This window comes from Saccharospirillum sp. (assembly GCF_039982735.1).
Lineage (GTDB): Bacteria > Pseudomonadota > Gammaproteobacteria > Pseudomonadales > Natronospirillaceae > Saccharospirillum.
This window is the reverse complement of the sequence record NZ_JBDWXV010000011.1, coordinates 759,283-784,199: the sequence shown is the minus strand read 5'-3', so window position 1 is coordinate 784,199 and position 24,917 is coordinate 759,283. Positions and strand designations below refer to the sequence as shown.

Sequence of the window (24,917 nt, the reverse complement as noted above, 5' to 3'; positions counted from 1 at the left end):
GTAGGACATGAAGTGACGCAGGACATAAAGCGACGTAAAACACGACAGTCGATGTTCTGCGTCTTTTTGTGTTTTGCGTCTTTTACTGTTTAGCGTCTCTCGATGTCTTACGTCATTCCATGTTTCAAGTCCTTCAATGTTGTTTTACGTCCCTTCCCCAGATGCCTATAATGCCGTCCCTTTTGGCAGACAGGTCCATGCATGCCGACCAGTGCAGTATCAACCACGGAAATGACACCCGATCTGGTTCAGCAGAACCTGTCGCAGTGCCTTGTTCGTGACCGGCATTATCTGACACAGCGCTGCAAGACCTGGCGTCAGCAACTTAACAAGGGGGAGGCATCGCCTTCCCTGGTGGCGGCCATTGAAAAAGCCTTCGTTCGTTCGCGAGAAGGGTTTGCGGCGCGCGATCAGCGGGTTCCCGAAATACGCCTGAACGAAACGCTGCCGGTTTCCGAACGAGCCGAGGATATTCTTGCGGCGATCAGCAACCACCAAGTGGTGGTCATCGCCGGTGAAACCGGCTCGGGCAAAACGACGCAGATACCGAAGTTGTGTTTGCGGGCCGGGCTGGGCCGCTCAGGGATGATTGGTCACACCCAGCCACGAAGGCTGGCGGCGCGCTCGGTGGCTGATCGCCTGTCTGAGGAATTAAATGTTGAGCTCGGGCACCAGGTGGGTTACCAGGTGCGATTCACCGACCAGTCCAACGACGACACCCTGATCAAGCTGATGACCGACGGCATTCTGTTGAACGAGATTCAGCAGGATCCGTTCCTGAACAAATACGACACCCTGATCATCGACGAAGCCCACGAACGCAGTCTGAACATCGACTTCTTGCTGGGCTATCTGAAACAGTTGCTGCCACGCCGGCCAGATCTGAAACTCATCATCACCTCGGCGACCATCGACGTTGAGCGTTTTTCGGAGCATTTCAGCCAGGCCCCGGTGATTGAAGTGGCCGGCCGCAGCTACCCGGTTGAGCACCTTTACCGGCCAATGAGCCCGGATGAAGACGATTACGCCTCTGACCTGCCCAGTGCTGTGCTCAATGCTGTTGAAGAAATCGAGCAGCTTGAGCGGGCCGGAAAGACCGCCAACAGCGGTGGCGATGTGCTGGTGTTTTTACCCGGCGAACGGGAAATTCGGGAAACGTTCAATACGCTGAAGCGGGCTCAGTTGCGCCATACCGAATTACTGCCGCTTTACGCACGACTGAGTGCCAGCGAACAGCAACGCATCTTTGCCAGCCACAGCGGTCGGCGCATCGTTTTGTCGACCAACGTTGCCGAGACTTCGTTGACCGTGCCGGGCATTCACTATGTGATCGACAGTGGCCTGGTGCGTATCAGTCGCTACAGCTACCGGTCCAAAATTCAGCGCTTGCCGATCGAGCCGATTTCCCAGGCGTCGGCCAATCAGCGGGCAGGGCGGTGCGGTCGTATTGCGCCGGGTCTGTGCATCCGCCTCTACGATGAAGAAGAGTTCCAGCAACGGCCGGCCTTTACCGATCCGGAAATACTGCGCACCAACCTGGCCTCCGTGATTCTGCAGATGCTGCACATGCGGCTGGGCAAGGTGGAAGACTTTCCGTTTCTGGAGCCCCCCGATAGCCGGATGATCCGGGATGGCTATACCTTGCTGACCGAGCTGGCCGCCGTGACCGACAAGGGACATTTGACGCCGCTGGGCAAGGAACTGGCGCGCCTGCCGGTGGATCCGCGCCTCGGGCGCATGGTGATAGAAGCCAACCGGCAAAAATCGCTGAGCGAGGTGCTGGTGATCGCCGCCGCGCTGTCGATTCCCGACCCGCGCGAGCGCCCTCAGGAAAAACAGCAGGCTGCGGCCGAAAAGCACGCTCAGGATAAAGACAAGGATTCCGACTTTCTGGCCTTCTGGAACCTCTGGCAACGCTATGAGGAAGAGCGCCAGACGCTCAGCCAGGGTCAGCTGCGCAAGTTCTGCAAGGCTCAGTTTCTGAACTATCTGCGCATGCGCGAATGGCGCGATATTCACCGCCAATTGCACTTGCTTGCAAAGTCACTTGGCTTTCGACTGAACGAGCAGGCGGCCAGTTATGAGCAGGTGCACAAGGCACTGGCGTCTGGTCTGTTGTCGCAGATCGCGACCTACAAGGAAGACAAGCTCTATACCGCGGCCCGGGGTCGCCAATGCCGGATTCACCCGTCATCGGCGTTGTCGCGCAAGGGCCCCAAATGGCTGGTGGCGGCGGAACTGGTGGAGACCACCCAGGTCTTCGCGCGCACGGTAGCGCGCATTGAACCGGCCTGGCTAGAGCCGCTGGCGATGCACATGGTGAAACGCAATTACACCGACCCGCACTGGGAGAAGAAGCGCGGTCAGGTTGTGGCCAAAGAAACGCTGATGCTCTATGGCTTGCCCATTGTGGCGCAACGGCCGGTGCATTTCGGGGCGATTGACCCGGCGCAGGCGCGTGAGATTTTCATCCGCTCGGCGCTGGTGGAAGGTGAGTTTCAAACCAAAGCGGCGTTTTTTCAGCGCAACCGGGCCATGCTGGCTGAAGTAACCGGCCTGGAAGACAAAGCCCGCCGCCGCGATATTCTGGTCGATGATGACCAGTTGGTGGCGTTTTACGACCAGCGCATACCGCACGACATCGTCAACGCCGCCGGTTTTCATGCCTGGCTCAAAAAACAGCCTCAGGATGCACTGGACCTGACGCCGGAAGCGCTGATGCAGCATTCGGCCGATCAGGTCACCGAGCAGCAATACCCCGATTTCATCACCGTCGGTCGCATGAAACTGCCGCTGAAATACCAGTTTGAACCGGGCACCGACGCCGATGGCGTCACCATGACCGTGCCCGCTGGTGCGCTGGCGCAATTGCCCGCCGGTCGACTGGAGTGGCTGGTACCGGGCATGCTGCGCGACAAAATCATCGCACTGATCAAAGCGCTGCCGAAATCCTACCGGCGCAACTTTGTGCCGGTGCCGGATTTTGCCGATGCGTTGATGAACAGCCTGGCCGCCGATGACACCCCGCTGACCAAAGCCATCGGGGAACGCCTGTTCCGTATGACCGGAATTCGCGTACCGCAGGATGAGTGGCAACCCGACAAACTTGAAGCACACCACCGGTTCCGGTTCGAGGTGGTCGACGATGCCGGTAAGGTCATCGCGTCGGGTCGGGACCTCGATGCGCTGAAATCACCCGCCAATGCCCAGGCGGCAAAAGACCGGGCGACCGCTGGCAAGAGCCGTGAGCAGGAAGCGGGGCCCGCCCATTATACCGACTGGTCGTTTGCTGACCTGCCCGAGGTGGAGCACCGCATTCAGGCCGGAATTCATATTGATGTCTTCCCGGCGCTGGCCGACAAGGTGAATGCCGTCGCGATTGAGTCTTTCACCCAGCAACCCTGGGCGGAGCAGCAGCACCGCCAGGGCTTGCTGCGTCTGGCCTGGTTTCAGCTGGAGCAGCCGCTGGGGTATCTGGCCAAGCGACTACCTGCCTTCAAGGAAAGCGCCTTGCTGTTCGCACCCTACGGCAAAGCCGACCCATTACGACAGGATATGCTGTGGGCAACCCTGGCGCGCACGCTGGACCGGGGCGGCAAGTTGCCACGCACCCGGTCGGCATTCGCCGCCTGGGTCGAGGCTGGTCGGGGCGAACTGGTTGAGCAGGGTGAACAGCTGGCCCGTCAGGTGCACGATGTGCTGCACCGCCACCATCAGGTTCGTAAACAATTGAAAGGGCGCGTGACCTTTGCCACAGCCTTCCTATACGCTGATGTGGCTGCCCAGCTCGATCAACTGGTGTATCCGGGGTTTGTCAGCGCCACACCGGCCGAGTGGTTTACTGAGTTGCCCCGGTATCTGGATGGCGCCGACCGGCGTCTGAACCGGGCCGGAGGCATTCCTGCCCGGGAGCAGTTCTGGGTGGATGAACTGGCCGGTTTCTGGCAACGTTACCAGAGCAAGCAGCGCACCCTGGCCGAACAGCAAATGGTCAGCCCGGCATTGACCGAGTTTCGCTGGCTGCTGGAGGAGTATCGGGTCTCTCTGTTTGCGCAAACACTGGGAACCCGGGTGCCGGTCTCGGCCAAGCGACTGGAAAAACAATGGCAACAGGTACTCGCTGAATGAAGCATGGCATCAAGGAATATCGGCTTAAGGTGCCGACCTGGCAGGGCGGCCAGCTGTTCGTGCGTCAGTTTTTACCGGAAGCTCCCCAGGCGTTGGTGGTGTTGTTGCATGGCCTGGGTAATAAAGGCGACATTTTTTGCCATCAGGGTCATGGGCTGGCGCAGTTTCTGGCCGATATGGGCTTTCATTGCCTGGTGCCCGACCTGATCGGGCACGGCCAAAGCTGGCCCAACCTGAGCCGACGGCTCGACCACGACGCCAACCTGATCATTCGCGAAGACCTGCCCCGGCTGATGGCAGAAGCCCGTCGCCAGGCCGATGGCTTGCCGATTTTCCTGGTTGGTCAGGGGTTTGGCGGCGTGTTGCTGGCGTCTTCGTACGCCCGCGAACCGGGTGTCCGCCCGGGCGTTCTGGGTATGATTCACCTGGGTACCCGGCGCAATGCCACTCTGGGCGGGGTGCATCATTCAACCCTGGCCCGCCTGACGACGGATGCGTTGTTACCCGCGTTGGGCACACTCAAAGGCGCGGTCCCCATGCGCTGGCTGGGCAAGGGCCCCGAACCCGAATATCTGACGCTCTATCGGGATTACCTGCGCTGGTCCAACGGCCCCTGGGTCGCACATGACGATACCGGTTTTGACTATGCCGCCGCCGCTCAGCACCTCGATTGGCCGCCCAGCCTGTACCTGGCCCGACGCAACGGTGGCTACACCGACCACGTCGCCGATGTTCGCGAATTCATGCGCGAGCTGGGTACCCACAATGGCCGGCTCTGGGTGCTGGGCAAGCGTGATGGCAATTTGCGCAACTACAGTGCCCAATCGATGTTGATTCACGACGACGCCTGGGTAGACCACTTTCCCGTTCTGCTCGACTGGATCAACGAGCGACTGCGCCAACTCCCCAAGGGCGTCCGCATCCGCCATCTGGTGTCGGTCGATAGTTCCAGTTAGTCACTGGAATCAGACCCGGAATACGCTTCCCGAACCTTCTGATAGGCTGAGCGAGTCGCTGTGGGCGAGAACCCTTCGGGCACTTTATCGCGCAGGAAAAATGAAAACGCGAGGATGCCGGCGACCCATTCATACAGGGCTGGCGGGATGTCCTGGCCGGTGTTGAGGCGGGTCAGAATATTGACCAGGTCTTCATCCTGATAGATGGGTACGTCGTGCTCTTTGGCCAAAGCGACAATGGCGTCGGCCATCTCGTCGGTGCCCAGGGCGCTGACGATGGGGGTTTTCTGACCCTTGTATTCGAGAGCGGCGGCCTTGTTGCCAGACGTTTCTTCGGTCATGTGCGAATGTCTACCAGGGGTTTGAATTGGTCGGGTTCCGGCGTGGTCTTTTTCGGCGGCATCCCATGTCGGGTATGCAAGTCGCGCTCGCCGAGGCCCTGAGTCCACTGTTCCAGGGTGTCCAGATTGCTATTAATGATGCTCAGTGTGCCCTGATCCTGCGACCAGAAGATGACATCGGTATGGTCGGGCGTCCAGTGCAGGTCGGCGCACAGTGGCGCCAGCGGTGCGAGTTCAAAAAACAGGCGGAAGCGAAAAGGGCGTTTACCGGGCGAATCGGATTCTGCCTCTTCATTCTCGGGTTTCTCCTGCCACCATTCCATGTTTAGCCAATGGTTTGGCCCCAGCCAAAGCATCGGAATGCTCAGTTGTTGCACCGGTGGTGCCTCGGGGTTGGCCAAAGCGCCGAGTGCTTGCTGGATAGCGTTGTTCTGCGTCTTGCCCTGCAGGCTTTCCAGTAGCGTTCTTAGCTGCAACAGCGGTTGCAGGTCGTCCTGTTTAATGGCTGAACCACCGCTTGGATTCTGCACAGTGACACCCGGCGCATATCCGGTCGGTGGCGCATTCAACAGACGCTGAGCCTGCTGGGCCAGGGCTTGTTGCAAACTGGCCGGGTGCTGCTGAATGCGACTGTCGAGCACAGCCAGCCACTGAGACAACCGAATCTCTACGGGCACTGCCTGTGCAGGGTCGCGCGCTCCCAGTGAGGGTGCTCCGGGAGGCGGTGCCAGGGTGCTGAACCGGGTGGGCGCCAGCAACGGATCCGATGACATGGCCGTTGGGTTTGGGTTAACCGACAGGTTGCCTGGCTGACCTGGGGTGGAGTTCGGGGTAAGGGGCGGGCTGGTACCCCCCGTCGAAGCGGCTGTTGGTTGAGCGGCCGCTGGAGAACCGGTCGGCAGAGTGACCGGTGTCGATTGCGCTGCGGCCGATGTGTGTGGATTCACGACCACAGCGAGGCGCAACAGTGCGGGCGCTGCCTGGCTTCCATCGGCAGTCGTGCGTTGAGGCGTTGGCAACACACCCTGAGTCGGGAGGTTTGACTGGGTTCTGTCTGTGGCGATTGTGATCACCATTGCCGTACCGGAGGGCAGCGCCGGTGCACCGGGTGTCAGCGGTATCAGCATAACCGGTGCCCCGGTGCCGGGTACATTAGGTGCCAAATTGGGCGAATTTCCAAGCAACGGCGTACCGGCCGATTGCACAGAAGCAATGGCATTCAACAAAGGCGCCAGGGGTGCCGTGCTTAAAGTGTTGATGGCAGTGCTGGCCAGGTGAGTGGAAGGCGCGCCTGGGGCAGCAATGGCTGGCTGTGCCGGTGACGGGATCAGCGGAGTCGCCGGCAAACTGGCAACCAGCGGCCGCAACAGAGCCAGCGGGCTGAACACCTGCATCCACTGAGCCACGGTGCGAGCCGAAAGTGCGGGCTTTTGACTCAGCCATTGCACCAGCGACTGCAACTCCGGCGCATCGCCGGCCAGCCTTTGCAGGGCAGGGAAGGCGGGCGGGGCAGGCATTTGGGTGGTGTGCGCCCGGGGCAACGAATGGGCCTGCCAGAATTGCAGCGAGGCCTGCATCATCCGGTTGAGCTGAGCCGTATCGACCTGGGGCAACACTCGTAACTGGTTCTCCGGCGTTGCTTCCACCATCAACACCGTACCCGGGGGAAAGGCACGCTCACTCTGCACCCGAACCCACTGCTGATTCAGCGAGAGCACCAGGTCATACAGGGGTTTGTCCCGGCTCCCCATGACCGTTTGTTCCACCACAACGGCGAGTGCGGGCAGGGAGGGCCGAAGCGCGTCGAGGCTATCGGCCCGCACGCGAACCACAGGCTCACTGCCACGATCGAGTGTTCGCGGTGTCAGGGTGCTGTCTGTAGGACGCTTGATCGCGTCGGTCCGATCTATGCCAGCCATGTACAGGTCCGTACGTGCAGGGAAATCTCACCATACCCGGGTTATTGGGAAATACCAGCCAGGTTCCGGGCAAGAGTCGGCCATTTAACGCTTGCAGCTGAGCTGGGCAGTCTCGAAGTGAGCCGAGCCTGGGAACCGTGTCGACTGCCGGGTATACCTATCCGGGGTAGTCTGAGGCATGGATGCCGAAGCCTAGGCCCCATGGACGGGTTCACGCCGGCCCCGGATAGGTATACCCGGCAGTCGACACTCTATTCAACCAATGAGGTTAACGGCCCAGCGGCCTGAGACTGTAGCTCGTGAACTGGCCAATACAGGCCAGACTTTCGTATTCCAGCCTCTGAGTGGGTATAATCCCGCGACCTTTTTTCAGAGACAGACCATGGCCCGAGTGTTGTCCGCAGTGGGACTGGATTGCGAGCGTGATGACCGGCATCTTTTCAGGGAATTGTCGTTTGATGTAGCAAGCGGTGAGATCCTGCATCTGACGGGCCCTAACGGGTCCGGCAAGACGACCCTGTTGCGTCGACTGGTGGGCATTAGCTCCGTGGTTGACGGGGACGTTACCTGGTTTCCGGATTCTCCCGAACGCACCGTCGAACCCTGTGAAAAGATTTGGTATATCGCCCATAGGCCAGCAGTGACGTTGTTACAATCGCCGCTCGAAAATATGGCCTATGCGCTGGCATTGCACGGGATTCAGGTGCCAGAGTCAGTGGTTTGGGACGCACTGGAAACCGTCGGTTTGCGTGGCTTTGAAGACGTGCCCAGTCACCAACTGTCGGCAGGGCAACAGCGTCGGGTCGCATTGGCCAGGCTTTATCTGCCGCTGGAACCGGATCGGGTGCGCGCCTGGGTGTTGGACGAACCGCTCACCGCCCTGGATATCGAGGCCGTTGATCGCCTTAAAGCCCGAATCATCGACTATGCCCGGGCTGGTGGAAGCGTGATTATGACCAGCCACCACGGGCTGGATAGCGAAACAGTGCGAACACTGGAACTGGGGGCCGCGTTATGACGTTCATGCCCCTGCTGAGATCTGTGTTCCAGCGGGAAATGCAGCTTGCGTATCGGCGTCGTTCAGACCTCGCCAATCCTCTGCTGTTTTTCCTGATCGTCGTGGTGTTGTTCCCGCTGGGCGTAACACCCGACATGACCAAGCTGGCGGATATGGCCCCGGGCGTGCTTTGGGTGGGCGCTTTGCTGGCGAATTTGCTGTCACTCGATCTGCTGTTTCGCAGTGACTACGAAGACGGCTCGCTGGAACAGATGCTGCTGGCCTCATTGCCACCGACCTCGCTGGTGCTCTGTAAAGTCTGGGTGCACTGGCTGGTGACCGGGTTGCCGCTGACGGTAATGGCACCGCTGTTATCGATCATGCTGGGCCTGCCTGGCAGCGCCTTGCCGCTGCTGATGCTGACGCTCGCACTGGGCACTCTGAGCCTGAGTCTGATTGGCAGTATAGGTGCCGCTCTGACCGTGGGTTTGCAAAAGGGCGGGTTGTTATTGACCCTGCTCATTATGCCCTTGTTTGTACCGGTTATTATCTTCGGAACCGGTGCTGTGCAGGCGCAGGTGGCCGGTTTGCCCTGGGAGGCGCACTTGGCCATGCTGGCGGCGATGACCACCGGGTCGCTGGCATTGTCGCCACTGTTGACCGTTGCTGCCCTCCGCATTGCGGTGGGCGATTGAATTCGAACAGGCTGCCCGGCAGGACCGGGTGGTGGGAGTACCTCTAGCATGTGGCAAGCCTTTGTCCGGTGGTTTCACAAATGGTCATCGCCGAAATGGTTTTACACCATGAGCCAGCCCTGGAGCTTTTGGCTCGGCTGGGCAGCGGCGGTGATCATCGCCTCAGCGCTGGTTTGGGGGTTGATGTTCGCGCCCGTTGAACGGTTGCAGGGCAACAGCTATCGCATCATCTTCATTCATGTTCCCTCGGCGTTTTTGTCTCAAGCCATTTACGCCGCCATCGCTGTGCTGGGCCTGGTTGGCCTGGTCTGGAAAATGAAACTGGCTTTTTTTGTCGCCAAACAGTGCATACCTGTGGGCGCCAGCATGGCATTTTTGGCTCTGGTAACCGGCGCTATCTGGGGCAAACCCACCTGGGGTACCTGGTGGGAATGGGATGCCCGGCTGACCTCGATGCTGGTTCTGTTGCTGCTCTATTTTGGGTTGTGGGCCCTGCACAATGCCATGGAGCGCCCTGAAAGCGGCGACCGGGCAGCGGCCATACTGGCGCTGGTGGGGGTTGTGAATTTACCGATCATCAAATTTTCAGTCGAATGGTGGAACACCCTGCATCAGCCAGCCACCCTGAAATTTACCGAAGCGCCGCCCATGCACCCGAGCATGCTGATCCCGTTTTTAATGGCCATTGTCGGGTTTTACCTGGCCAGCATGGCCTGGGTACTGATGCGTACCCGGCTCGAGATTCTGCAGCGCGAGCGCAAATCGCGCTGGGTTGAAGACGAGCTGAACCGTTTTGCAGAGGGGCAGTAATGGGCGCTTTTGATTCTTTTTCGGCCTTTCTGGCCATGGGTGACCATGGGGTGTATGTCTGGTCTGCCTATGCGGTCGGTGCCGCGGTTATTGCCTTTAACGTTATTGCGCCGCGTTTGCACCGCCAACGACTGATTTCTGATCACAAACGCCGGGTGCGGCGGGAGCAACGATGAATCCAAAACGTAAACAACGACTGATGCTGATTTTACTCGGGACTGGCGGTGTCGCGGTCACTGTATTGCTGGTGTTGTTTGCTCTGGGGCAAAACATGAACTTCTTCTATTCTCCGTCGGACATTGCCCGAGGCGAAGCGCCACTGGATCGTCAGATTCGCGCGGGTGGGATGGTGCGTGAAGGGTCCGTCAGGCGTGAGGGCGAGACGCTTAAAGTACAGTTTGTGGTCACCGATTTTGCCGCCGACGTTACCGTCGAATACGACGGCATTCTGCCGGATCTGTTCCGCGAGGGTGATGGCGTAGTTGCCATTGGTCAGTTGAACAGCGATGGCATTGTGGTGGCCAGTGAAGTGCTGGCCAAACACGATGAAACCTACATGCCGGTAGAAATTACCGATGCACTGGAACGGGCCGAACAGGCGTCCAATGCAACTGGCAGCAATGCCGAAGGCAACAGCACCCCCACCAGCAGCTACGGTTACTGAGGAGTTTTATGTTACCGGAATTTGGACAGTTTGCCCTGATCCTCGCGTTTCTGATGGCCATCGGTCTGGCCACTATGCCGCTGTATGGTGTGATCGCCGGTCATCCGGGCTTTCAGCGTACCGCGCCCGCCTGGACCTGGGGGCTCTTCGTGTTTCTGTGTATTGGGTTTGGTCTGCTGGTGGCCAGCTTTGTTAACGATGACTTCTCCGTGCGCATTGTTACGGAAAACTCCAACACCCGACTGCCCTGGTTTTACAAGATATCGGCAACCTGGGGCAACCACGAAGGCTCCATGCTGTTGTGGATTCTCATGTTGGCAGGCTGGGCCGTCGCGGTCAGTCTGTTTGCCCGCAGTTTGTCGCTGGAGCTGAAAAGCGCTGTGCTGGGCGTTATGGGTATTATTGCCGTCGCCTTTCTGCTGTTTTTGCTGGAAACCTCCAACCCCTTCGATCGCCTGTTGCCAATCCCCCCGGGCGACGGTGCCGATTTGAACCCCTTGTTACAGGATATCGGGCTGATTTTGCACCCACCGACACTCTACATGGGCTATGTGGGTTTCTCGGTGGCCTTCGCCTTCGCCATTGCCGCTCTGATTACCGGTCGGTTTGATGCCAGTTGGGTGCGTTGGTCGCGCCCCTGGACCAATGTGGCCTGGGCCTTTTTGACAATAGGCATAGCACTCGGCAGCTGGTGGGCCTATTACGAACTGGGCTGGGGCGGCTGGTGGTTCTGGGACCCTGTGGAAAACGCGTCCTTCATGCCCTGGCTGGTCGGCACAGCGCTGATCCACTCCCAGGCGGTGACGGAAAAGCGCAACCTGTTTAAATCCTGGACGCTGCTGCTTGCGATCATGGCGTTCTCGTTTAGCCTTCTCGGTACCTTTCTGGTGCGCAGTGGCGTGCTGACCAGTGTGCATTCGTTCGCCACTGACCCTGAGCGCGGTGTCTTTATTCTGGCAATCCTGCTGGTGACCGTTGGCGGTTCTCTGCTGCTTTATGCATTACGCGCCTCGCAAATACGCGTGGCCGGGGAATACCAGTTGTTGTCGCGGGAAACCTTCTTGCAATTCAACAACATCATTCTGGTGGTCATCACCTTCATGGTACTGCTGGGGACACTGTTCCCGCTGGTATTCGATGCGCTTAATCTGCGCAAGATTTCGGTTGGGGCTCCCTATTTCAACGCCATGTTCAATTTCTTTATGGTGTTCCTGCTCTCACTGGTCGCGGTAGGGCAACTGCTGCGCTGGAAGCGACACCCGGCAGACAACCTGACCACCTTGCTGAAAGTCGGCATTCCGGTAGCCATTGTGGCGGGCCTGGTATTGCCGTTGCTGATTTCAGGCCGCTTTCACTGGCAAGTCTGGCTCGGCCTGGCTCTGGCATTCTGGTTGCTGGCCGGCCTGGTGCGTTTGCTGCTTGATCGCACGCGCAATGCCAGCAATCCCTGGCGAGCACTTGCGCGCGCCGGCGGCGGCTTCTGGGGTATGTGGCTGGCACACCTTGGACTGGTGTTTTCGGTCATTGGCGTGGTGTTGGTCTCAAATTATGAGGTGACCCGCGATTATCGGATGGGGCCTGATGACCGGGTTACCATGGGTAACTATGAGTTCCAGTTTGAGGGAACCCAGGCGGTTGGTGCATCGAATTTCCGAGGTGATGAAGGCATTCTGAATGTCTTCCGCAATGACCGGCAGGTGGCAACTCTGACCCCAGAGAAGCGGTTTTATACGGTACAGTCCAGCACCATGACGGAAGCGGGTATTGATGCCGGTCTGTTCCGGGATCTGTATGCTTCCCTGGCTGAGCCATTAGACGACAGCCGTCAGGTCTGGTCGTTACGGTTGCAGGTAAAACCTTTTGTCCGCTGGATCTGGCTTGGGGCCATCTTCATGGCGCTCGGTGGCGTGGTCGCGGTGCTTGACCGGCGTTACCGCAGAAAATCGGGGGTAACGTTATGAGCAAACGACTGGTTTTTTTTATGCCGTTGGTGGCCATTGCCGCCATGATGGCGCTGTTCGCCTTTGCACTGTTGAGCGGGGTTAACCCGCAGGAGATGGATTCAGCGCTGGAAGGGCGGGAAATGCCTGCCTTTCGGCTGACCGATGTGAACGACAGCCAGCGAACCCTGACCGAAGAGAGCCTTGACGGCGAGCCTTACCTGATGAATTTCTGGGCAACCTGGTGCCCTTCGTGCAAGTTTGAACACCCCTACCTGAACAGCCTGGCCAGCGAAGGGGTGCGCATCATTGGTGTCAATTACAAGGATGACCGGGAACTGGCGGTTACCTGGCTGCGTGATTACGCGAACCCCTACGACATAGACGTGTTCGACCCCAATGGCGACCTGGGCTTTGAGCTGGGTGTCACCGGCGCGCCTGAAACCTTCTTTGTGGATTCTTCCGGCATTATTCGCCACCGCTTTCAGGGGCCGATTGATTCTGCCCTGTGGGAAAACAAGTTAAAGGCTGTATACGATGCGATGGAGTAACCGACTGATCGCGGCAGGTTTACTGCTGATTTCGCTGTTTGCCGTGGCCGAGCAGGAAACCCTGATATTCGACAACGACACCTTGCGGGAGCGATACCTCGATCTCACTCAGCAATTGCGGTGTCCCAAATGTGAAAACCAGAACATCGCCGGTTCCAACTCTTCCATTGCGGAAGACATGCGTAACAAGACCTACGAGCTGTTACACCTGGGCTATAGCGACGATCAGGTGGTCAATTACATGATCGACCGTTACACCGAATTCGTGATTTACCAGCCTCGTCTTAACTGGGGCACGGTCTGGCTCTGGCTGGGTCCGGTGCTGGCCCTGGTGCTGGGCGCCCTTTTGGTGACCTGGCTGGCGCGACGCTCGGGAACCGAGCCGCCGGACGAACTCAGTGACGATGACCGATCGCGTCTTCAGACCCTGCTGGATAAGGATTCTTAACCCCTATGGCCATTATTGTATTTGGCGCACTTCTGCTGGTAGCACTGCTGTTCGTGGCGACGCTGGCGCTGCGGCGCGGCAATGCCAACGAGCAGGACTCGGTGGCCGAGTCTATCCGCATTCACAAGGACCGGTTGCAGGCCCTTGACGAGGAACATCAACGCGGTGAGCTGGAAGACACCGATTATCAGCAGTTCAGGGCAGAGACCGAACGGGCCTTGCTGGAGGATACCCGCAAAGCCAGCGATACCGACCCCGGCCGGGCAGTGCCTCTGGCTGTGGTGGTTGGCGTTGGTGTTGTCATATCGGCCTCTGCCTGGTGGCTCTATGGTGTGTGGGGCGCAGCAGATGCGGTAGAGGTTCGCCAGAACTTCATCGACCTGGCGACAGCCCCGAACCCGACGGAAGCCCAGCTTAAGGAAACACTGGACGGCTATGAAGCCTTGCTGCAAGAGCATCCGGACGACATGGAAGGCTGGTTTCGTCTGGCCAACATGCAAATGGAGCTGGGGCAGTTCAGCCGGGCGCAACCTACTCTGGAGCGGGTGTTGACGCTGTTGCGTGAAGGCCCCCGCAATGCCGAAGACGAGTCGATGATTTTGGCCTACCTCGGCCAGACGCTCTGGGCTCAGGAGCAAGCCGAACCGGCACTGGAACGGTTTCAGGAAGCGCTCGAATACAATGCCCAAAATACACTGGCGCTCGGCTTTGCCGGACGCCTGACATTCGAGCTGGCGTCGTACCGGTCGTCCATCGATTACTGGACCCGACTGAAGCGCCTGGCAGGCGAGGAGGCCGATACCCAATTGATCGATGAATTCATCAGCCGGTCAGAAGCAGCCCTGGCTGAGCAGGGAATCGACTATGAAGCCGATGTCGGCCCCAGTATCGACGTAAGACTGGCACTGCCAACGGCCTGGGAAGGGTTGCCGGAGACGGCCGTGCTGTTTGTGTATGCACGACCGGTTGATGCGCGCATGCCCCTGGCCGTGAGGCGAGTGCCGGTTTCTGCTCGCCAGATGAGAGTTGTACTGACCGATGCTGACGCCATGGGTGGTATGGGTGGTCTCAGTGGGCAGGGCGAGATAGTCATTACGGCCCGGGTGTCCTTTGAGGGGGTTGCAGAACCCGCACCCGGCGACTGGGTGGCCGAGGACGTAACACTCGACCTCAGCGAACAGAACAGCTTCCAGGTCGACCTGGAGGTACGCCAACCCTGATGACGGGTCTGTTGTCTGGATGCGGGTTGACCGGAGTCACATTTTTGCGGGAAATCTAAGTCCTTGATCTGGCACTAAAAATCGACGCCGGGAGACGGTTTCAACCGGCCGCGATTGACGCTAGAATCGAACGCATTGATTCGATCGTGGGGCCTGGCATGATGCCGGGCCCGCCAGCCCTGGACTGACATCGCCCTATGCGATTGAAAAGCATTAAAATGGCCGGGTTTAAATCCTTTGTCGACCCGACCACCATTCCGTTCCCGACCAATTTGTCGGCCATTGTTGGCCCGAACGGCTGTGGTAAATCCAACACCATCGATGCGGTACGCTGGGTGATGGGGGAGTCGTCCGCCAAGCACCTGCGTGGCGAGTCGATGACCGATGTGATCTTCAACGGCAGTAACGCCCGCAAGCCGGTCGGCCAGTGCTCGGTCGAACTGGTGTTTGATAATTCTGATCACTCTCTGAAAGGCGAGTACGCCGCCTTCAACGAAATTGCGATTCGCCGCCGGGTCACCCGGGATGGCCAGTCCACCTATTTTCTCAACGGCACCAAGTGCCGCCGCAAAGACGTTACCGATCTGTTCCTGGGCACCGGCCTGGGCGCGCGCAGCTATGCGATTATCGAACAGGGCATGATTTCCCGGCTGATCGAAGCCAAACCGGAAGACCTGCGCAACACCATCGAAGAAGCGGCTGGCATTTCCCGTTACAAGGAACGCCGCCGCGAAACCGAAAATCGGATGCGCCGCACCCGGGAAAACCTCGAACGCCTGACCGACATCCGTGAAGAGTTGGAACGACAGCTGCAGCACCTGCATCGCCAGGCGCAGTCCGCCGAGAAATACAAGGAATTCAAGCAGGAAGAACGCACCACCCGGGCGCAACTGGCCGCCTTGCGCTGGCAGGGGCTCGACCGCGAAGTGGCCGAGCAAGACATGCGCATTGCCGAATTCGAAACTCGCTACGAAAGCTTCGTGACCGAGCAACGCCGCATCGATGCCGATATTGAAGCCTTGCGCGAAGCGCACCATACCGCCACCGAAGCGTTCAACGACGTCCAGGCGCAGTACTACCAGCTCGGCAACGAAATCGCGCGCTTTGAACAGACCATGCAGCACCGTCAGGAGCAGAGCCACCAGCTGGTTCAGGATATTCAGGACGCCGAGCGCACACTGCAGGAAGCCACCCAGGCCAGCCAGTCCGACAGCGACCGGGTGGAAGAGGCCCGTGAAACACTGGAAATGCTGGCCCCTGAGCTTGAGGCTGCCGAAGAACAGGTGATGCTGGCCGCCGATGAACTGGCGGATCTGGAACAGCGCCAGCAGGACTGGCAAAGCCGCTGGGACCAGTTCAACCAGAATGCTCAGGGCCCGAAACGCCAGGCCGAGGTTGCCCAGTCGCGCATTCAGCACCTGGAGCGTGTGATCGAACAATTGCACCGCCGACAGGAAACCCTCTACCGTGAGCGGGATCAACTGGCGGCTGATCCGGACGCGGAGAACCTCGAAGCCCTGATTGACCAGACCGATGAACTGGAGATGCGCGCCGAGCAATTCCAGACGCGCATGGATGAACTGGCCGAACAGCAACAGCGCAGCCGAGAGCAGGCCGAAGCCAAGCGGCGCGAACACGACAGCGTGCGCCAACAACTGCAGCAGAAGCAGGGTCGTCAGGCGACCTTGCAGGCACTGATCAAGGCCGCCATGGGCGATGAAGCTCAGGGTGTGCGCGATTGGCTGGCGAGTCATCAGTTGCGCGAAGCGCGGCGTCTGGCGCAGGAATTGAGCGTCGAGCCTGGCTGGGAAGCGGCGGTCGAGGCTGTATTGGGCGATCGGTTGCAGGCCATCGCCATCGATTCACTCGATTCGGTGAGCGGCGCCATCAGCCGCTTTCAGGACGGGACCCTGACACTGCTGTCGACCGAGCGCGCCCGTGATGTGGGCGACGCCAGTCAGTCATTGCTGCGTAAGGTACAGTGTGATCGTGATCTCTCGCCCTGGCTTGCCTCGGTTTATACCGCTACCAGCCTCGACGAGGCACTCGCGCGCAGAGACAGCCTGGCCCCGCACGAAAGCCTGATTACCCCGGATGGCGTCTGGATCAGCCATAACTGGCTGCGTATCCGGCGCGGGGAGGGCGGCTCCGACGGCCTGCTCAGCCAGCAGCAGGAACTGGAAACCCTGGTCGATGAACTCGACGAACTCGAGGCGGTAGAGGAAGACCTCGAGGTCAGCCTGAATATGGCACTGATGCAGCAGAAGGCCATCGAGGAAGAGCGGGAGCAGGTGCAGCGCGACAACCAGCAGTTGTCGCGTCAGTTAGCCGAAGCCAAATCGGAACTCAGTGGCCGCCGGGTGCAGGCCGAGCAGATGCGCGAGCGCCGCGCCCGCCTGAACGAAGATATTCAGGAAGTCGAAACGCAAATGGCCGCCGAGCGCGAAACCCTGGCCATGGACCGCGAAGAACTGCAGCAGTCACTCGATTCAATGGAAGAAGATGTCGACGAACGCGAAGCCCTGATGGCCGAGCGCGAAGAGCATCGCATCACCCTTGATGAAAAGCGCGATGCTGTGCGCCAGGCCCGCGATGCCCAGCATCAGTTGCAATTAAAGCAGCAGACGCTGCAGACCGAGGTGAATTCGCTGAATGGCGCGCTGGAGCGCGCAGCCCAGCAAAAAGAGCGCGCACAGGAGCGTCTGGAGCGCCTGAAAGCACAGATGGACGACCGCCAGGACCCGTTGGACGACCTGCGCGAGACGCTCGAGATCAAACTCGAAGCGCGACTGGAACTGGAAGAGTCGCTGCAAGAAAAGCGCACCGCCATGGAAAGCTCAGATGCCGAAATGCGCTCACTGGAGCAGCAGCGTGTGGTGGCTGACCAGCAGGCGATGTCGGTGCGCACCGAACTTGAACAGCACAAGATGGCAGCCCAGACCCAGATTACCCGGCGCGCGACGCTGGCCGAACAATTGGCCGAGCAGCAGTTCGACCTGGATACCGTCATCGCCAACCTGCCCGAGAACGCCAACGAGACAGAATGGGAAGAGGGGCTTGAACGGCTGGCGGCGAAAATTCAGCGGCTGGGGCCAATCAACCTGGCGGCCATTGAAGAGTACCAGACGCAAAGTGAGCGTAAACGTTACCTCGATGAGCAGGATCAGGACTTGCAGCGAGCGCTGGAGACACTGGAGAATGCCATTCGTAAGATCGATCGTGAAACCCGCACCCGCTTCAAGGAAACCTTCGATCGGGTGAACCAGGGGTTGCAGGAGCTGTTTCCCAAGGTCTTCGGTGGTGGCCATGCTTATCTGGAACTGACCGGCGATGACTTGCTCGACACTGGAGTGGCCATTATGGCCCGGCCGCCGGGCAAGCGAAACAGCACCATTCACTTGTTGTCCGGGGGCGAGAAGGCACTGACTGCCATTGCCCTGGTGTTCAGTATTTTCCGGCTGAATCCGGCGCCGTTCTGTATGCTGGATGAAGTGGACGCGCCGTTGGATGATGCCAACGTCGGACGCTATGCAAAATTGGTGGAGGCTATGGCCGAACACGTACAGTTTATCTACATCACCCACAATAAGATTGCGATGGAAATGGCGCACCAGTTGATGGGTGTGACCATGAATGAGCCGGGCGTGTCACGCCTGGTGTCTGTGAATGTTGAGGAGGCTGCCGAACTGGCAGCCATGTAACGGGGACCAGCGAATGGAATTGCGTGACGTACTGATCATACTGGGCATCGTGCTGATTGCCGTGATCGTCTGGGACGGGGTGCGCCGCATGAAGCTGCGTAAGCCCAAGCCCCGCCGCTCGGTAACCGATTTGGGGCCCGACCCGGAAGAAGAAAAGAAAAAAGCGGAACTGGCGCGCGAGCTGCCAAACGGTGGTGCGCGCGTGCGCGACATGACCGAAGAGGAGCGTGAAGTCATTTCCTCCAGGCTGAACTTGCGCGAGCGGGTACCCATGTTGATGGATTCGGTAGATGCCGAGCCCGAGACCGACCGGGAAACACAAGCGCCCGCCGATGGCCGGGTAGAGCAGCAGGCCCTCGACTTCGACCGGGAGCCCGACCCGCAAGAGCCTTTGGTTGACCCAAAGAAAGCAGCGGCGTCAGCGCCACAGGGCTCAGATTCGCAACCGTCGATTTCCGCAAAAGACAACGACACAGAGCACTGGGATTCAGACTGGCATTTCAGCGCTGTAGATGAAGATGCACAGGTCAACGCTGCAGCAGAGGCGGACACTGACGACGCGGCACCGTCCAATGAGCCCGATGTCGTCGACTCGCCCAACTACGAAGCTGATGACCCGATTGTTGATTACGAGTCTGACGAGCCGGACGCCCCCGAAACCAATCTGTCTCATTCAGAACCGGAGCCGGAGCCAGAGCCAGAAATAACCACCGACTCGCGAGCGGCGGATAAGCCGCAGCCGGATCCCGAATACAAGGAAGACACGCGCCCGGTCGAGGAACTGGTGATCATGCATGTGATGGCCCGCGACAAGGGCGAGATAGCTGGCGGTGACTTGCTGGAGCTTCTGCTGCGAGCTGGATTGCGTTTCGGCCCGCTGGATATATTCCACTATCGCAACCCCCAGGGTCAGATGGAATTCAGCCTGGCCAACTGCGTCCAGCCGGGTACGCTGAATCCGGACGCGATGGACCAAATGACAACGCCCGGCGTGACTATTTTCATGCAGTTGCCGTTGCGTGCCGACATGATGACGTCTTTCGATCACATGTACGAAATGGCGGTGTATCTGAGCAAAAACCTGGATGCGGACCTGCTCGATGAAGAGCACAGCACCGTCACGCCGCAACGGGTCGAACATTACCGCGAGCGGCTGCGCAACTTTGCCCGCTCGCAACTGATTCAGGCCCACGAATGATCAGACCAACGGCATGACCGAACCGAACACGACCCATCACAGCCGCACCGAACTGGACCAGTTGGTGGAGCGCATTCGTCAGCTTGATTACGAGTACTACGTGCTTAACGAGTCCAGTGTGCCGGATGCTGAATACGACCGGCTAATGCAGGCACTGATTGCCCTTGAGCACGAGCACCCAGACTGGGTGCGGGACGATTCCCCGACACAGCGTGTCGGTGGTCAGCCCCAGGCAGGCTTTACCCAGGTGCAACACGAAGTGCCGATGTTGTCTCTCGACAATGCATTCAGCGATGACGACATGGCAGCCTTCTACAAGCGGTTGCAAGACCGGATGAACACCACCGAGCCGCTGGAACTGGCCTGTGAACCCAAGCTAGATGGCATCGCCGTCAGCCTGTTGTATGAAAACGGCCGTCTGGTGCGTGGCGCCACTCGCGGCGACGGTGCCACCGGCGAAGACATTACCGCCAACGTTCGCACCATTCGCAGCATTCCTTTGACTCTGCGCGGCGATGACTGGCCAGCTGTGCTGGAAGTGCGCGGCGAAATCTACCTTCCGCGCGATGGCTTCGAGCGCATGAACGCTCAGGCACTGGCGCAGGGCGAGAAGGTATTCGTCAACCCGCGCAATGCCGCATCCGGCAGCTTGCGTCAGCTCGATCCTCAGCTCACCGCCAAACGGCCGCTGGAAATGTGCTGCTATTCGGTCGGTCGGATCGACGGCGGCCAATTGCCCGTTACTCATTACGATACGCTGAATGCGTTGGCAGGCTGGGGGTTGAAGATCAACCCGGAAAGCCGCGTAGTGACTGGTCTTGAGGAAATGCTGGCTTACTATCAGCAATTGCTCGACCGTCGTGATCAGTTGCCGTACGAAATCGACGGCATCGTCTACAAGATCAACAGCTTTCAGTTGCAGCAGCGTCTCGGTTTTGTTTCACGGGCGCCACGCTGGGCTATTGCCCGTAAGTTTCCCGCTCAGGAAGAGCTGACCCGCTTGCTGGATGTGGAATTTCAGGTCGGCCGCACCGGAGCCCTGACCCCGGTTGCCCGACTGGAGCCGGTGTTTGTCGGTGGAGTGACGGTCAGCAACGCCACACTGCACAATATGGATGAAATCGAGCGCATCGGTGTTCACATTGGCGATACCGTCATCGTGCGCCGCGCCGGTGATGTGATTCCACAGGTGGTGCGGGTTGTGGAAGATCAGCGCCCGGCAGATGCCCGGCCAGTTACCTTGCCAGCGGCCTGCCCGGTGTGTGGCTCGGCCGTAGAACGGGTGGAAGGCGAAGCGGTGTCTCGCTGCACTGGCGGCATTCACTGCGATGCTCAGCGCCGCGAAGCGCTCAAGCATTTTGTGTCGCGCCGGGCGCTCGATATAGAAGGCCTGGGTGAGAAGCTGATCGACGCCTTGCTGGAAAAAGGGCTGCTGCATACCCCGGGTGATATCTTTGAGCTGACCGCCGATCAGCTGATCGAACTCGATCGCATGGGTGAAAAATCGGCCAGTAATGTGATCGCGGCGATTGAGTCTGCCAAACAAACCACCTTGCCGCGGTTTCTCTATGCGCTGGGAATCCGCGAAGTTGGGGTAACCACGGCAGCCAACCTGGCCCAGCATTTTGGTGGCCTCGAAAAACTCTGGAATGCCACGGAAGAAGCATTGCTTGAGGTCGATGATGTCGGCCCCAAAGTCGCCGCCCATGTGAGACATTTCTTTGAAGAGCCCAACAACCGGCTGGAAATCGAGCGACTGGTCAGCCTGGGGATAACCTGGCCTGATCCGGCGCCAGCTTCCGGCTCTATGCCGCTGACGGGGCAGACCTGGGTCGTCACCGGCAAACTCGAAGCCCTGAGTCGCGATGAAGCCAAAGACTATCTGCAGCGACTGGGCGCCAAGGTAGCCGGCAGTGTGTCGGCAAAAACCACCCAACTGGTCGCCGGACCAGGGGCGGGCAGCAAACTGAAAAAAGCCACCGACCTGGATGTGCCGGTGATGGACGAGACGCAATTTTTAGAGGTTTTAAGGGAGCACCAGTTATGGCAATAACGGCCGGCCTAGCCGCCGATGCAAATAGATTGCCGCGGGAGGGTTGCTGAGATGGATCAGGAAACCCTGGTGTACGGCGTCATTCGCGATGTACCGTCAAACGATACACGCTTCCTGCTGAACAGCCGGCTGGTCAACTGCGATGCCATTCTTGGCCTGACTGATCTGGACAGCTTTCCCTACCTGACCACCAGCATGTTTTCGATTCCCACCGAAGAACTGGAGCAGGGCACCTACCAGACACAGGTCATCCACTTTGCGGCGTCCTATCAGGCGGTGGAATACCACTGGGAGGCCTGGATCGCCAAGTTTGAACAGTTGCTGAAAAAAATGTTCTGGGTCTCGGCCACGGTGCACCTTGAAACCGAGCTTTCGGGCAACCATACCTTTCAGTGGGACAGCCCGGGTGCCTACCATGCCCCGAGTGATGATCTGTCCGTACACTGCGAATGGGAGCATGAAGTGTCGTTTGGACGAGCCCGACCGTGATCATACCCGCTGAAGCGCTGGCGCCCGAAACGCTGGATGGCATTGTCCGGGAGTGGCTGATGCGCCAGGGCGAAGACTGGGGTCTGGTCGAGGGGGGTCTCGATGACGCCATTCCGCTGGCCCGGGCCCGCGTCTTGAAAGGTGATCTGGTGATACTGTGGAGCGAGACCGAAGAAACCCTGAATATCCTGCCTCGCGACGAAGTGCGCCGCAGCGATCAGAAAGAAGCCTGGGAGGACCAGACCGGCAGCGGTACTAACGAGCATGACAGGGATCAATCGGGCGATGCCTGAAGTAATTTCTAGCTGACCTGCAATCGCCTATCCGCCGTATCAATACCAAGCCCTTCATTCATCACCACCCAACCGAATCAGAGGTCGTTCCGATGAATTCCTGGATACTCTACAGCCTGGCGCTAGCCGCTATCGTTATCATCGCCGTACTGGCCGTCATTGCCTGGCGTTTGCAGCGTCAGGTTCGCCAGCAAGAGCAACTGCGCGAGCAAGCCCAGGCTGCTTACGATCAGAAGACCGAGGCGCGCCGGGCGTTTGTGCTGCAAAGCCTGGAAATCATTTCGACCAATGTGCTCGAAGAAGACCTGAACCTGACCGAGGCGACCATTCGCTGCAAGATTCTGCTCGACTCACTGGAGCTGCCGGAAGCAGAGCGTCAGTCGTATCAGGTTCTCGATCAGGTATTCGACCAGGTGCAGGGGTTCGATACCCACCAGGCCCGCAAAGACCTGACGCCGGCAGAGCGCCACCGCCAGGATCAGCGACGCGAAGAGATAGAGTCGGAATTTGAAGCCGCACTGAAAGACTGCTTCACCCGCCTGCAACAAATCAACCGGGCGACGGTTCAATAGTGTTGCCAATCGTCCGCAACGGGTAGCAGGGATGCTCTTGCGGGGGTATCTGAGGCAGGATCGCCGACGTTAAGCTTACATGGAAGTATTTACAGCGCCCCCGCAAGAGCATCCCTGCTACCCGCCGCTAGCTTTTAACCAAGTTATACTACCGACTTGCACACATTGTCAGGTTATTCACCTGCCCTAGGCACCCTCAAACGATAACTGAGCACAGCGCGTTCACCAGCAGGCAAACTGTAGATCAGCCACTGAATATAGCCAATCTCATTGGCGGGCATCTCGACACCTGCCGGAAAGAAGGTATTGCCATTCCGTGAAAGACGAAACTCGCCGTCGCGACCGTCTAGCTTTAACGAGCCTTCAATTAACTGAGCACCCCCGGTTGGTACTGTATTCACCAGCAATAAATCCGTGAGTGTCTGATTGCCAATATTAGCCGCCTCGACCTCCAGCTCCAGCAGATCGCCAGGGCGGGCTTCGGTGATTTCAGCGCGATTAAAATTGGTGTCACCGTCGGCTTTTGTTAAGCGGTAGAAGGTTTCCTTCACCTCGATCTGGCTTTCCGCAAGGGCGCCGACACTGATCAGGCACAGCAGGGTTACCAGCCAGAGGCGAGGGTGTTTAATCCATTCGAGCGTCCACTTCATGAGTCCCTCCCGAGAATCTGCACGGTCAATCTTTAAGCATAGTATCCATATATGACCGACTTTACACCGATTGCACCCAGCTTAACGAGCTCTGGTGTCATGAGTTGGAAATTCGTCATCAATCAACCGCCCAATACTCAAGGACCATCGGGTGCGCCTACTGGAGGCCGTTAGACAACAGGGATGTTGTCTCCGAGCCCCCATGGAAGGGTTTACGGCGTGCCTCCAGTAGGCGCGCGCGATGGTCCGACAGGCTACCAACTAAGGGTTGGCAATAGAGCAAGCTACCCTGCGAATTTCTGACTCAGGGCACCAGAGCGAACCACTAGGCGAATCAGATACCAGTGTCACGCCATTGCGGGGCCAGTTTGACCAGCCAGTCGGTCAGGCCGTCGGACATCAGCAGTGCATCGGTGCGGGGGTCGTCGGAGTCGGCGCTTTGCTCGATCAGGGTGTCGGTGAACTTAAGACGCTTCAGCGTGAAGGTGTCGTCGATGACCGCCTGGCAGTTATCGTTCAGCACGATGCCCATCTGGCGGATGCGCATGCCGCTGTCGAGGGAGTGGGCAATTTCCGGGGCTTCCAGATCCAGGTTGCGGTAGCGCGCCTTGATCGTCGGGTCTTCGGCCATAACCAGTTCGAGGTCTTCCAGCAGTTCGGTGCCTTCCGGGCGGCGTTCAGGCTGCTGAAACCACTCGGTTAGAATGGCACTGCCTGCGACGGATTTGCCAACGGGAATGACGGGCAACGAGCCAATACTGTCACGCAGGTGGGCGGTGAAATCATCGGCATTTTTTTCGCTGGCCGCATTGATTACCAGCCACTGGTGCTTCAGGTCGATCCAGGCGCTGGTGCGGCGGGTTTTGTGAAAGGCCCGGGGCAGCAGCTCGGCGCGCAGTTGCTCTTTGAGAGCCTCTTTTTCCTTGCGTCCCGGGCGGCGGCCTTCGGCTTCCTCTACGGCGTCTATTTTTTCCGCCAGCTGTTCGTTTAAGACACTGGCCGGAAGGATTTTTTCCTGAACCTGAGCGGTGATGAACAGGCGATCGCCGACTTTCTCGCACAGCATCTGGCTGTCCTTGAACGGGGCGACCCAGCCAAAGGCACTTTCCTGAAGGGCCGTCAGGCCCGTGAAGGGCGTTTGAGCCAGTTTTTCGTTGAGTTGGTCTTCAGAACCAGACCAGGCGTCGGTGAAACGATACACACGTGCGTTTTTAAACCACATTAAACCAGCTTCCCATCGGCAGTCGAAATCGAAAGGGGGGCAGTGTACTGGGTTCGCCCGGCCAGCAAAA

General features: G+C 58.9%; 21 protein-coding genes. 17 read left to right on the top strand and 4 right to left on the bottom strand.

The features are described 5' to 3' along the window. Positions 1-201 precede the first annotated feature (201 nt). Positions 202-4,128 carry an ATP-dependent RNA helicase HrpA gene (hrpA, locus tag ABJT94_RS11875; protein WP_348475082.1) on the top strand — a complete coding sequence of 1,309 codons (3,927 nt, stop codon included), beginning with the start codon at positions 202-204 and terminating at the stop codon, positions 4,126-4,128. Next, a complete protein-coding gene (locus ABJT94_RS11870) occupies positions 4,125-5,084 on the top strand; it encodes an alpha/beta fold hydrolase (protein ID WP_348475084.1) in 960 nt (319 codons plus the stop codon). The genes hrpA and ABJT94_RS11870 overlap by 4 nt, the downstream gene beginning before the upstream one ends. Here ABJT94_RS11870 and ABJT94_RS11865 read toward each other — a convergent pair. Then, positions 5,081-5,425 carry an EscU/YscU/HrcU family type III secretion system export apparatus switch protein gene (locus tag ABJT94_RS11865; protein WP_348475085.1) on the bottom strand — a complete coding sequence of 115 codons (345 nt, stop codon included), beginning with the start codon at positions 5,423-5,425 and terminating at the stop codon, positions 5,081-5,083. The genes ABJT94_RS11870 and ABJT94_RS11865 overlap by 4 nt on opposite strands. Beyond that, positions 5,422-7,344 carry a hypothetical protein gene (locus tag ABJT94_RS11860; protein ID WP_348475086.1) on the bottom strand — a complete coding sequence of 641 codons (1,923 nt, stop codon included), beginning with the start codon at positions 7,342-7,344 and terminating at the stop codon, positions 5,422-5,424. Before ABJT94_RS11860 ends, ABJT94_RS11865 begins: the two co-directional genes overlap by 4 nt. A 382-nt stretch (positions 7,345-7,726) precedes the next feature. On the opposite strand from ABJT94_RS11860, the gene ccmA reads away from it, so the two are divergent. The 15 genes from ccmA to ABJT94_RS11785 all read left to right on the top strand — a co-directional run bounded on the left by ccmA (position 7,727) and on the right by ABJT94_RS11785 (position 22,975). Then, positions 7,727-8,362 carry a cytochrome c biogenesis heme-transporting ATPase CcmA gene (ccmA, locus tag ABJT94_RS11855; RefSeq protein ID WP_348475087.1) on the top strand — a complete coding sequence of 212 codons (636 nt, stop codon included), beginning with the start codon at positions 7,727-7,729 and terminating at the stop codon, positions 8,360-8,362. Continuing rightward, complete coding sequence (gene ccmB / locus ABJT94_RS11850) at positions 8,359-9,036, top strand: heme exporter protein CcmB (RefSeq protein ID WP_348475088.1); 678 nt, start codon at positions 8,359-8,361, stop codon at positions 9,034-9,036. The genes ccmA and ccmB overlap by 4 nt, the downstream gene beginning before the upstream one ends. 108 nt (positions 9,037-9,144) lie before the next feature. Beyond that, positions 9,145-9,846 carry a heme ABC transporter permease gene (locus ABJT94_RS11845; RefSeq protein WP_348475089.1) on the top strand — a complete coding sequence of 234 codons (702 nt, stop codon included), beginning with the start codon at positions 9,145-9,147 and terminating at the stop codon, positions 9,844-9,846. Continuing rightward, positions 9,846-10,022: a heme exporter protein CcmD gene (ccmD, locus tag ABJT94_RS11840; RefSeq protein WP_348475090.1), complete on the top strand. Its 177-nt coding sequence runs from the start codon at positions 9,846-9,848 to the stop codon at positions 10,020-10,022. The genes ABJT94_RS11845 and ccmD overlap by 1 nt, the downstream gene beginning before the upstream one ends. Continuing rightward, positions 10,019-10,510, top strand: a complete 492-nt coding sequence (ccmE, locus tag ABJT94_RS11835) for a cytochrome c maturation protein CcmE (RefSeq protein ID WP_348475091.1) — start codon at positions 10,019-10,021, stop codon at positions 10,508-10,510. The genes ccmD and ccmE overlap by 4 nt, the downstream gene beginning before the upstream one ends. An 8-nt stretch (positions 10,511-10,518) precedes the next feature. Further along, on the top strand, positions 10,519-12,471 hold the full coding sequence (locus ABJT94_RS11830) for a heme lyase CcmF/NrfE family subunit (protein ID WP_348475092.1): 1,953 nt from the start codon (positions 10,519-10,521) through the stop codon (positions 12,469-12,471). Continuing rightward, positions 12,468-13,001, top strand: coding sequence for a DsbE family thiol:disulfide interchange protein (locus ABJT94_RS11825; protein WP_348475093.1), 534 nt, complete (start codon positions 12,468-12,470; stop codon positions 12,999-13,001). The genes ABJT94_RS11830 and ABJT94_RS11825 overlap by 4 nt, the downstream gene beginning before the upstream one ends. Then, positions 12,988-13,449 carry a cytochrome c-type biogenesis protein gene (locus ABJT94_RS11820; RefSeq protein WP_348475095.1) on the top strand — a complete coding sequence of 154 codons (462 nt, stop codon included), beginning with the start codon at positions 12,988-12,990 and terminating at the stop codon, positions 13,447-13,449. Before ABJT94_RS11825 ends, ABJT94_RS11820 begins: the two co-directional genes overlap by 14 nt. A 5-nt stretch (positions 13,450-13,454) precedes the next feature. Next, positions 13,455-14,669, top strand: coding sequence for a c-type cytochrome biogenesis protein CcmI (ccmI, locus tag ABJT94_RS11815; RefSeq protein ID WP_348475096.1), 1,215 nt, complete (start codon positions 13,455-13,457; stop codon positions 14,667-14,669). A 197-nt stretch (positions 14,670-14,866) separates the two neighbouring features. Beyond that, entirely contained in the window at positions 14,867-18,370 is a 3,504-nt protein-coding gene (smc, locus tag ABJT94_RS11810; RefSeq protein WP_348475097.1) for a chromosome segregation protein SMC, read from the top strand. Between the two features lie 13 nt (positions 18,371-18,383). Further along, a complete protein-coding gene (gene zipA, locus ABJT94_RS11805; RefSeq protein ID WP_348475099.1) occupies positions 18,384-19,568 on the top strand; it encodes a cell division protein ZipA in 1,185 nt (394 codons plus the stop codon). 13 nt (positions 19,569-19,581) lie between these two features. Next, positions 19,582-21,621: an NAD-dependent DNA ligase LigA gene (gene ligA, locus ABJT94_RS11800; RefSeq protein ID WP_348475100.1), complete on the top strand. Its 2,040-nt coding sequence runs from the start codon at positions 19,582-19,584 to the stop codon at positions 21,619-21,621. A gap of 51 nt (positions 21,622-21,672) precedes the next feature. Next, positions 21,673-22,110 (top strand): hypothetical protein, encoded by a 438-nt coding sequence (locus ABJT94_RS11795; protein WP_348475102.1) that lies wholly within the window; start codon positions 21,673-21,675, stop codon positions 22,108-22,110. After that, positions 22,107-22,403, top strand: a complete 297-nt coding sequence (locus tag ABJT94_RS11790; RefSeq protein ID WP_348475104.1) for a YheU family protein — start codon at positions 22,107-22,109, stop codon at positions 22,401-22,403. The genes ABJT94_RS11795 and ABJT94_RS11790 overlap by 4 nt, the downstream gene beginning before the upstream one ends. Positions 22,404-22,495: 92 nt before the next feature. After that, positions 22,496-22,975, top strand: coding sequence for a DUF2489 domain-containing protein (locus ABJT94_RS11785; RefSeq protein ID WP_348475105.1), 480 nt, complete (start codon positions 22,496-22,498; stop codon positions 22,973-22,975). A gap of 173 nt (positions 22,976-23,148) precedes the next feature. On the opposite strand, the gene ABJT94_RS11780 is transcribed toward ABJT94_RS11785, so the two are convergent. Beyond that, positions 23,149-23,625, bottom strand: a complete 477-nt coding sequence (locus tag ABJT94_RS11780; protein ID WP_348475107.1) for a hypothetical protein — start codon at positions 23,623-23,625, stop codon at positions 23,149-23,151. 334 nt (positions 23,626-23,959) lie between these two features. Beyond that, the gene (locus ABJT94_RS11775; RefSeq protein ID WP_348475109.1) at positions 23,960-24,847 is read right to left on the bottom strand and encodes a recombination-associated protein RdgC; all 888 of its coding nucleotides are present in this window, start codon (positions 24,845-24,847) and stop codon (positions 23,960-23,962) included. Positions 24,848-24,917 lie beyond the last annotated feature (70 nt).

Coding starts and splice junctions, on each gene's coding strand:
- hrpA (WP_348475082.1), top strand. CDS start 202: ATGCCGACCAGTGCAGTATCAACCACGGAAATGACACCCGATCTGGTT.
- ABJT94_RS11870 (WP_348475084.1), top strand. CDS start 4,125: ATGAAGCATGGCATCAAGGAATATCGGCTTAAGGTGCCGACCTGGCAG.
- ABJT94_RS11865 (WP_348475085.1), bottom strand. CDS start 5,425: ATGACCGAAGAAACGTCTGGCAACAAGGCCGCCGCTCTCGAATACAAG.
- ABJT94_RS11860 (WP_348475086.1), bottom strand. CDS start 7,344: ATGGCTGGCATAGATCGGACCGACGCGATCAAGCGTCCTACAGACAGC.
- ccmA (WP_348475087.1), top strand. CDS start 7,727: ATGGCCCGAGTGTTGTCCGCAGTGGGACTGGATTGCGAGCGTGATGAC.
- ccmB (WP_348475088.1), top strand. CDS start 8,359: ATGACGTTCATGCCCCTGCTGAGATCTGTGTTCCAGCGGGAAATGCAG.
- ABJT94_RS11845 (WP_348475089.1), top strand. CDS start 9,145: ATGAGCCAGCCCTGGAGCTTTTGGCTCGGCTGGGCAGCGGCGGTGATC.
- ccmD (WP_348475090.1), top strand. CDS start 9,846: ATGGGCGCTTTTGATTCTTTTTCGGCCTTTCTGGCCATGGGTGACCAT.
- ccmE (WP_348475091.1), top strand. CDS start 10,019: ATGAATCCAAAACGTAAACAACGACTGATGCTGATTTTACTCGGGACT.
- ABJT94_RS11830 (WP_348475092.1), top strand. CDS start 10,519: ATGTTACCGGAATTTGGACAGTTTGCCCTGATCCTCGCGTTTCTGATG.
- ABJT94_RS11825 (WP_348475093.1), top strand. CDS start 12,468: ATGAGCAAACGACTGGTTTTTTTTATGCCGTTGGTGGCCATTGCCGCC.
- ABJT94_RS11820 (WP_348475095.1), top strand. CDS start 12,988: ATGCGATGGAGTAACCGACTGATCGCGGCAGGTTTACTGCTGATTTCG.
- ccmI (WP_348475096.1), top strand. CDS start 13,455: ATGGCCATTATTGTATTTGGCGCACTTCTGCTGGTAGCACTGCTGTTC.
- smc (WP_348475097.1), top strand. CDS start 14,867: ATGCGATTGAAAAGCATTAAAATGGCCGGGTTTAAATCCTTTGTCGAC.
- zipA (WP_348475099.1), top strand. CDS start 18,384: ATGGAATTGCGTGACGTACTGATCATACTGGGCATCGTGCTGATTGCC.
- ligA (WP_348475100.1), top strand. CDS start 19,582: ATGACCGAACCGAACACGACCCATCACAGCCGCACCGAACTGGACCAG.
- ABJT94_RS11795 (WP_348475102.1), top strand. CDS start 21,673: ATGGATCAGGAAACCCTGGTGTACGGCGTCATTCGCGATGTACCGTCA.
- ABJT94_RS11785 (WP_348475105.1), top strand. CDS start 22,496: ATGAATTCCTGGATACTCTACAGCCTGGCGCTAGCCGCTATCGTTATC.
- ABJT94_RS11780 (WP_348475107.1), bottom strand. CDS start 23,625: ATGAAGTGGACGCTCGAATGGATTAAACACCCTCGCCTCTGGCTGGTA.
- ABJT94_RS11775 (WP_348475109.1), bottom strand. CDS start 24,847: ATGTGGTTTAAAAACGCACGTGTGTATCGTTTCACCGACGCCTGGTCT.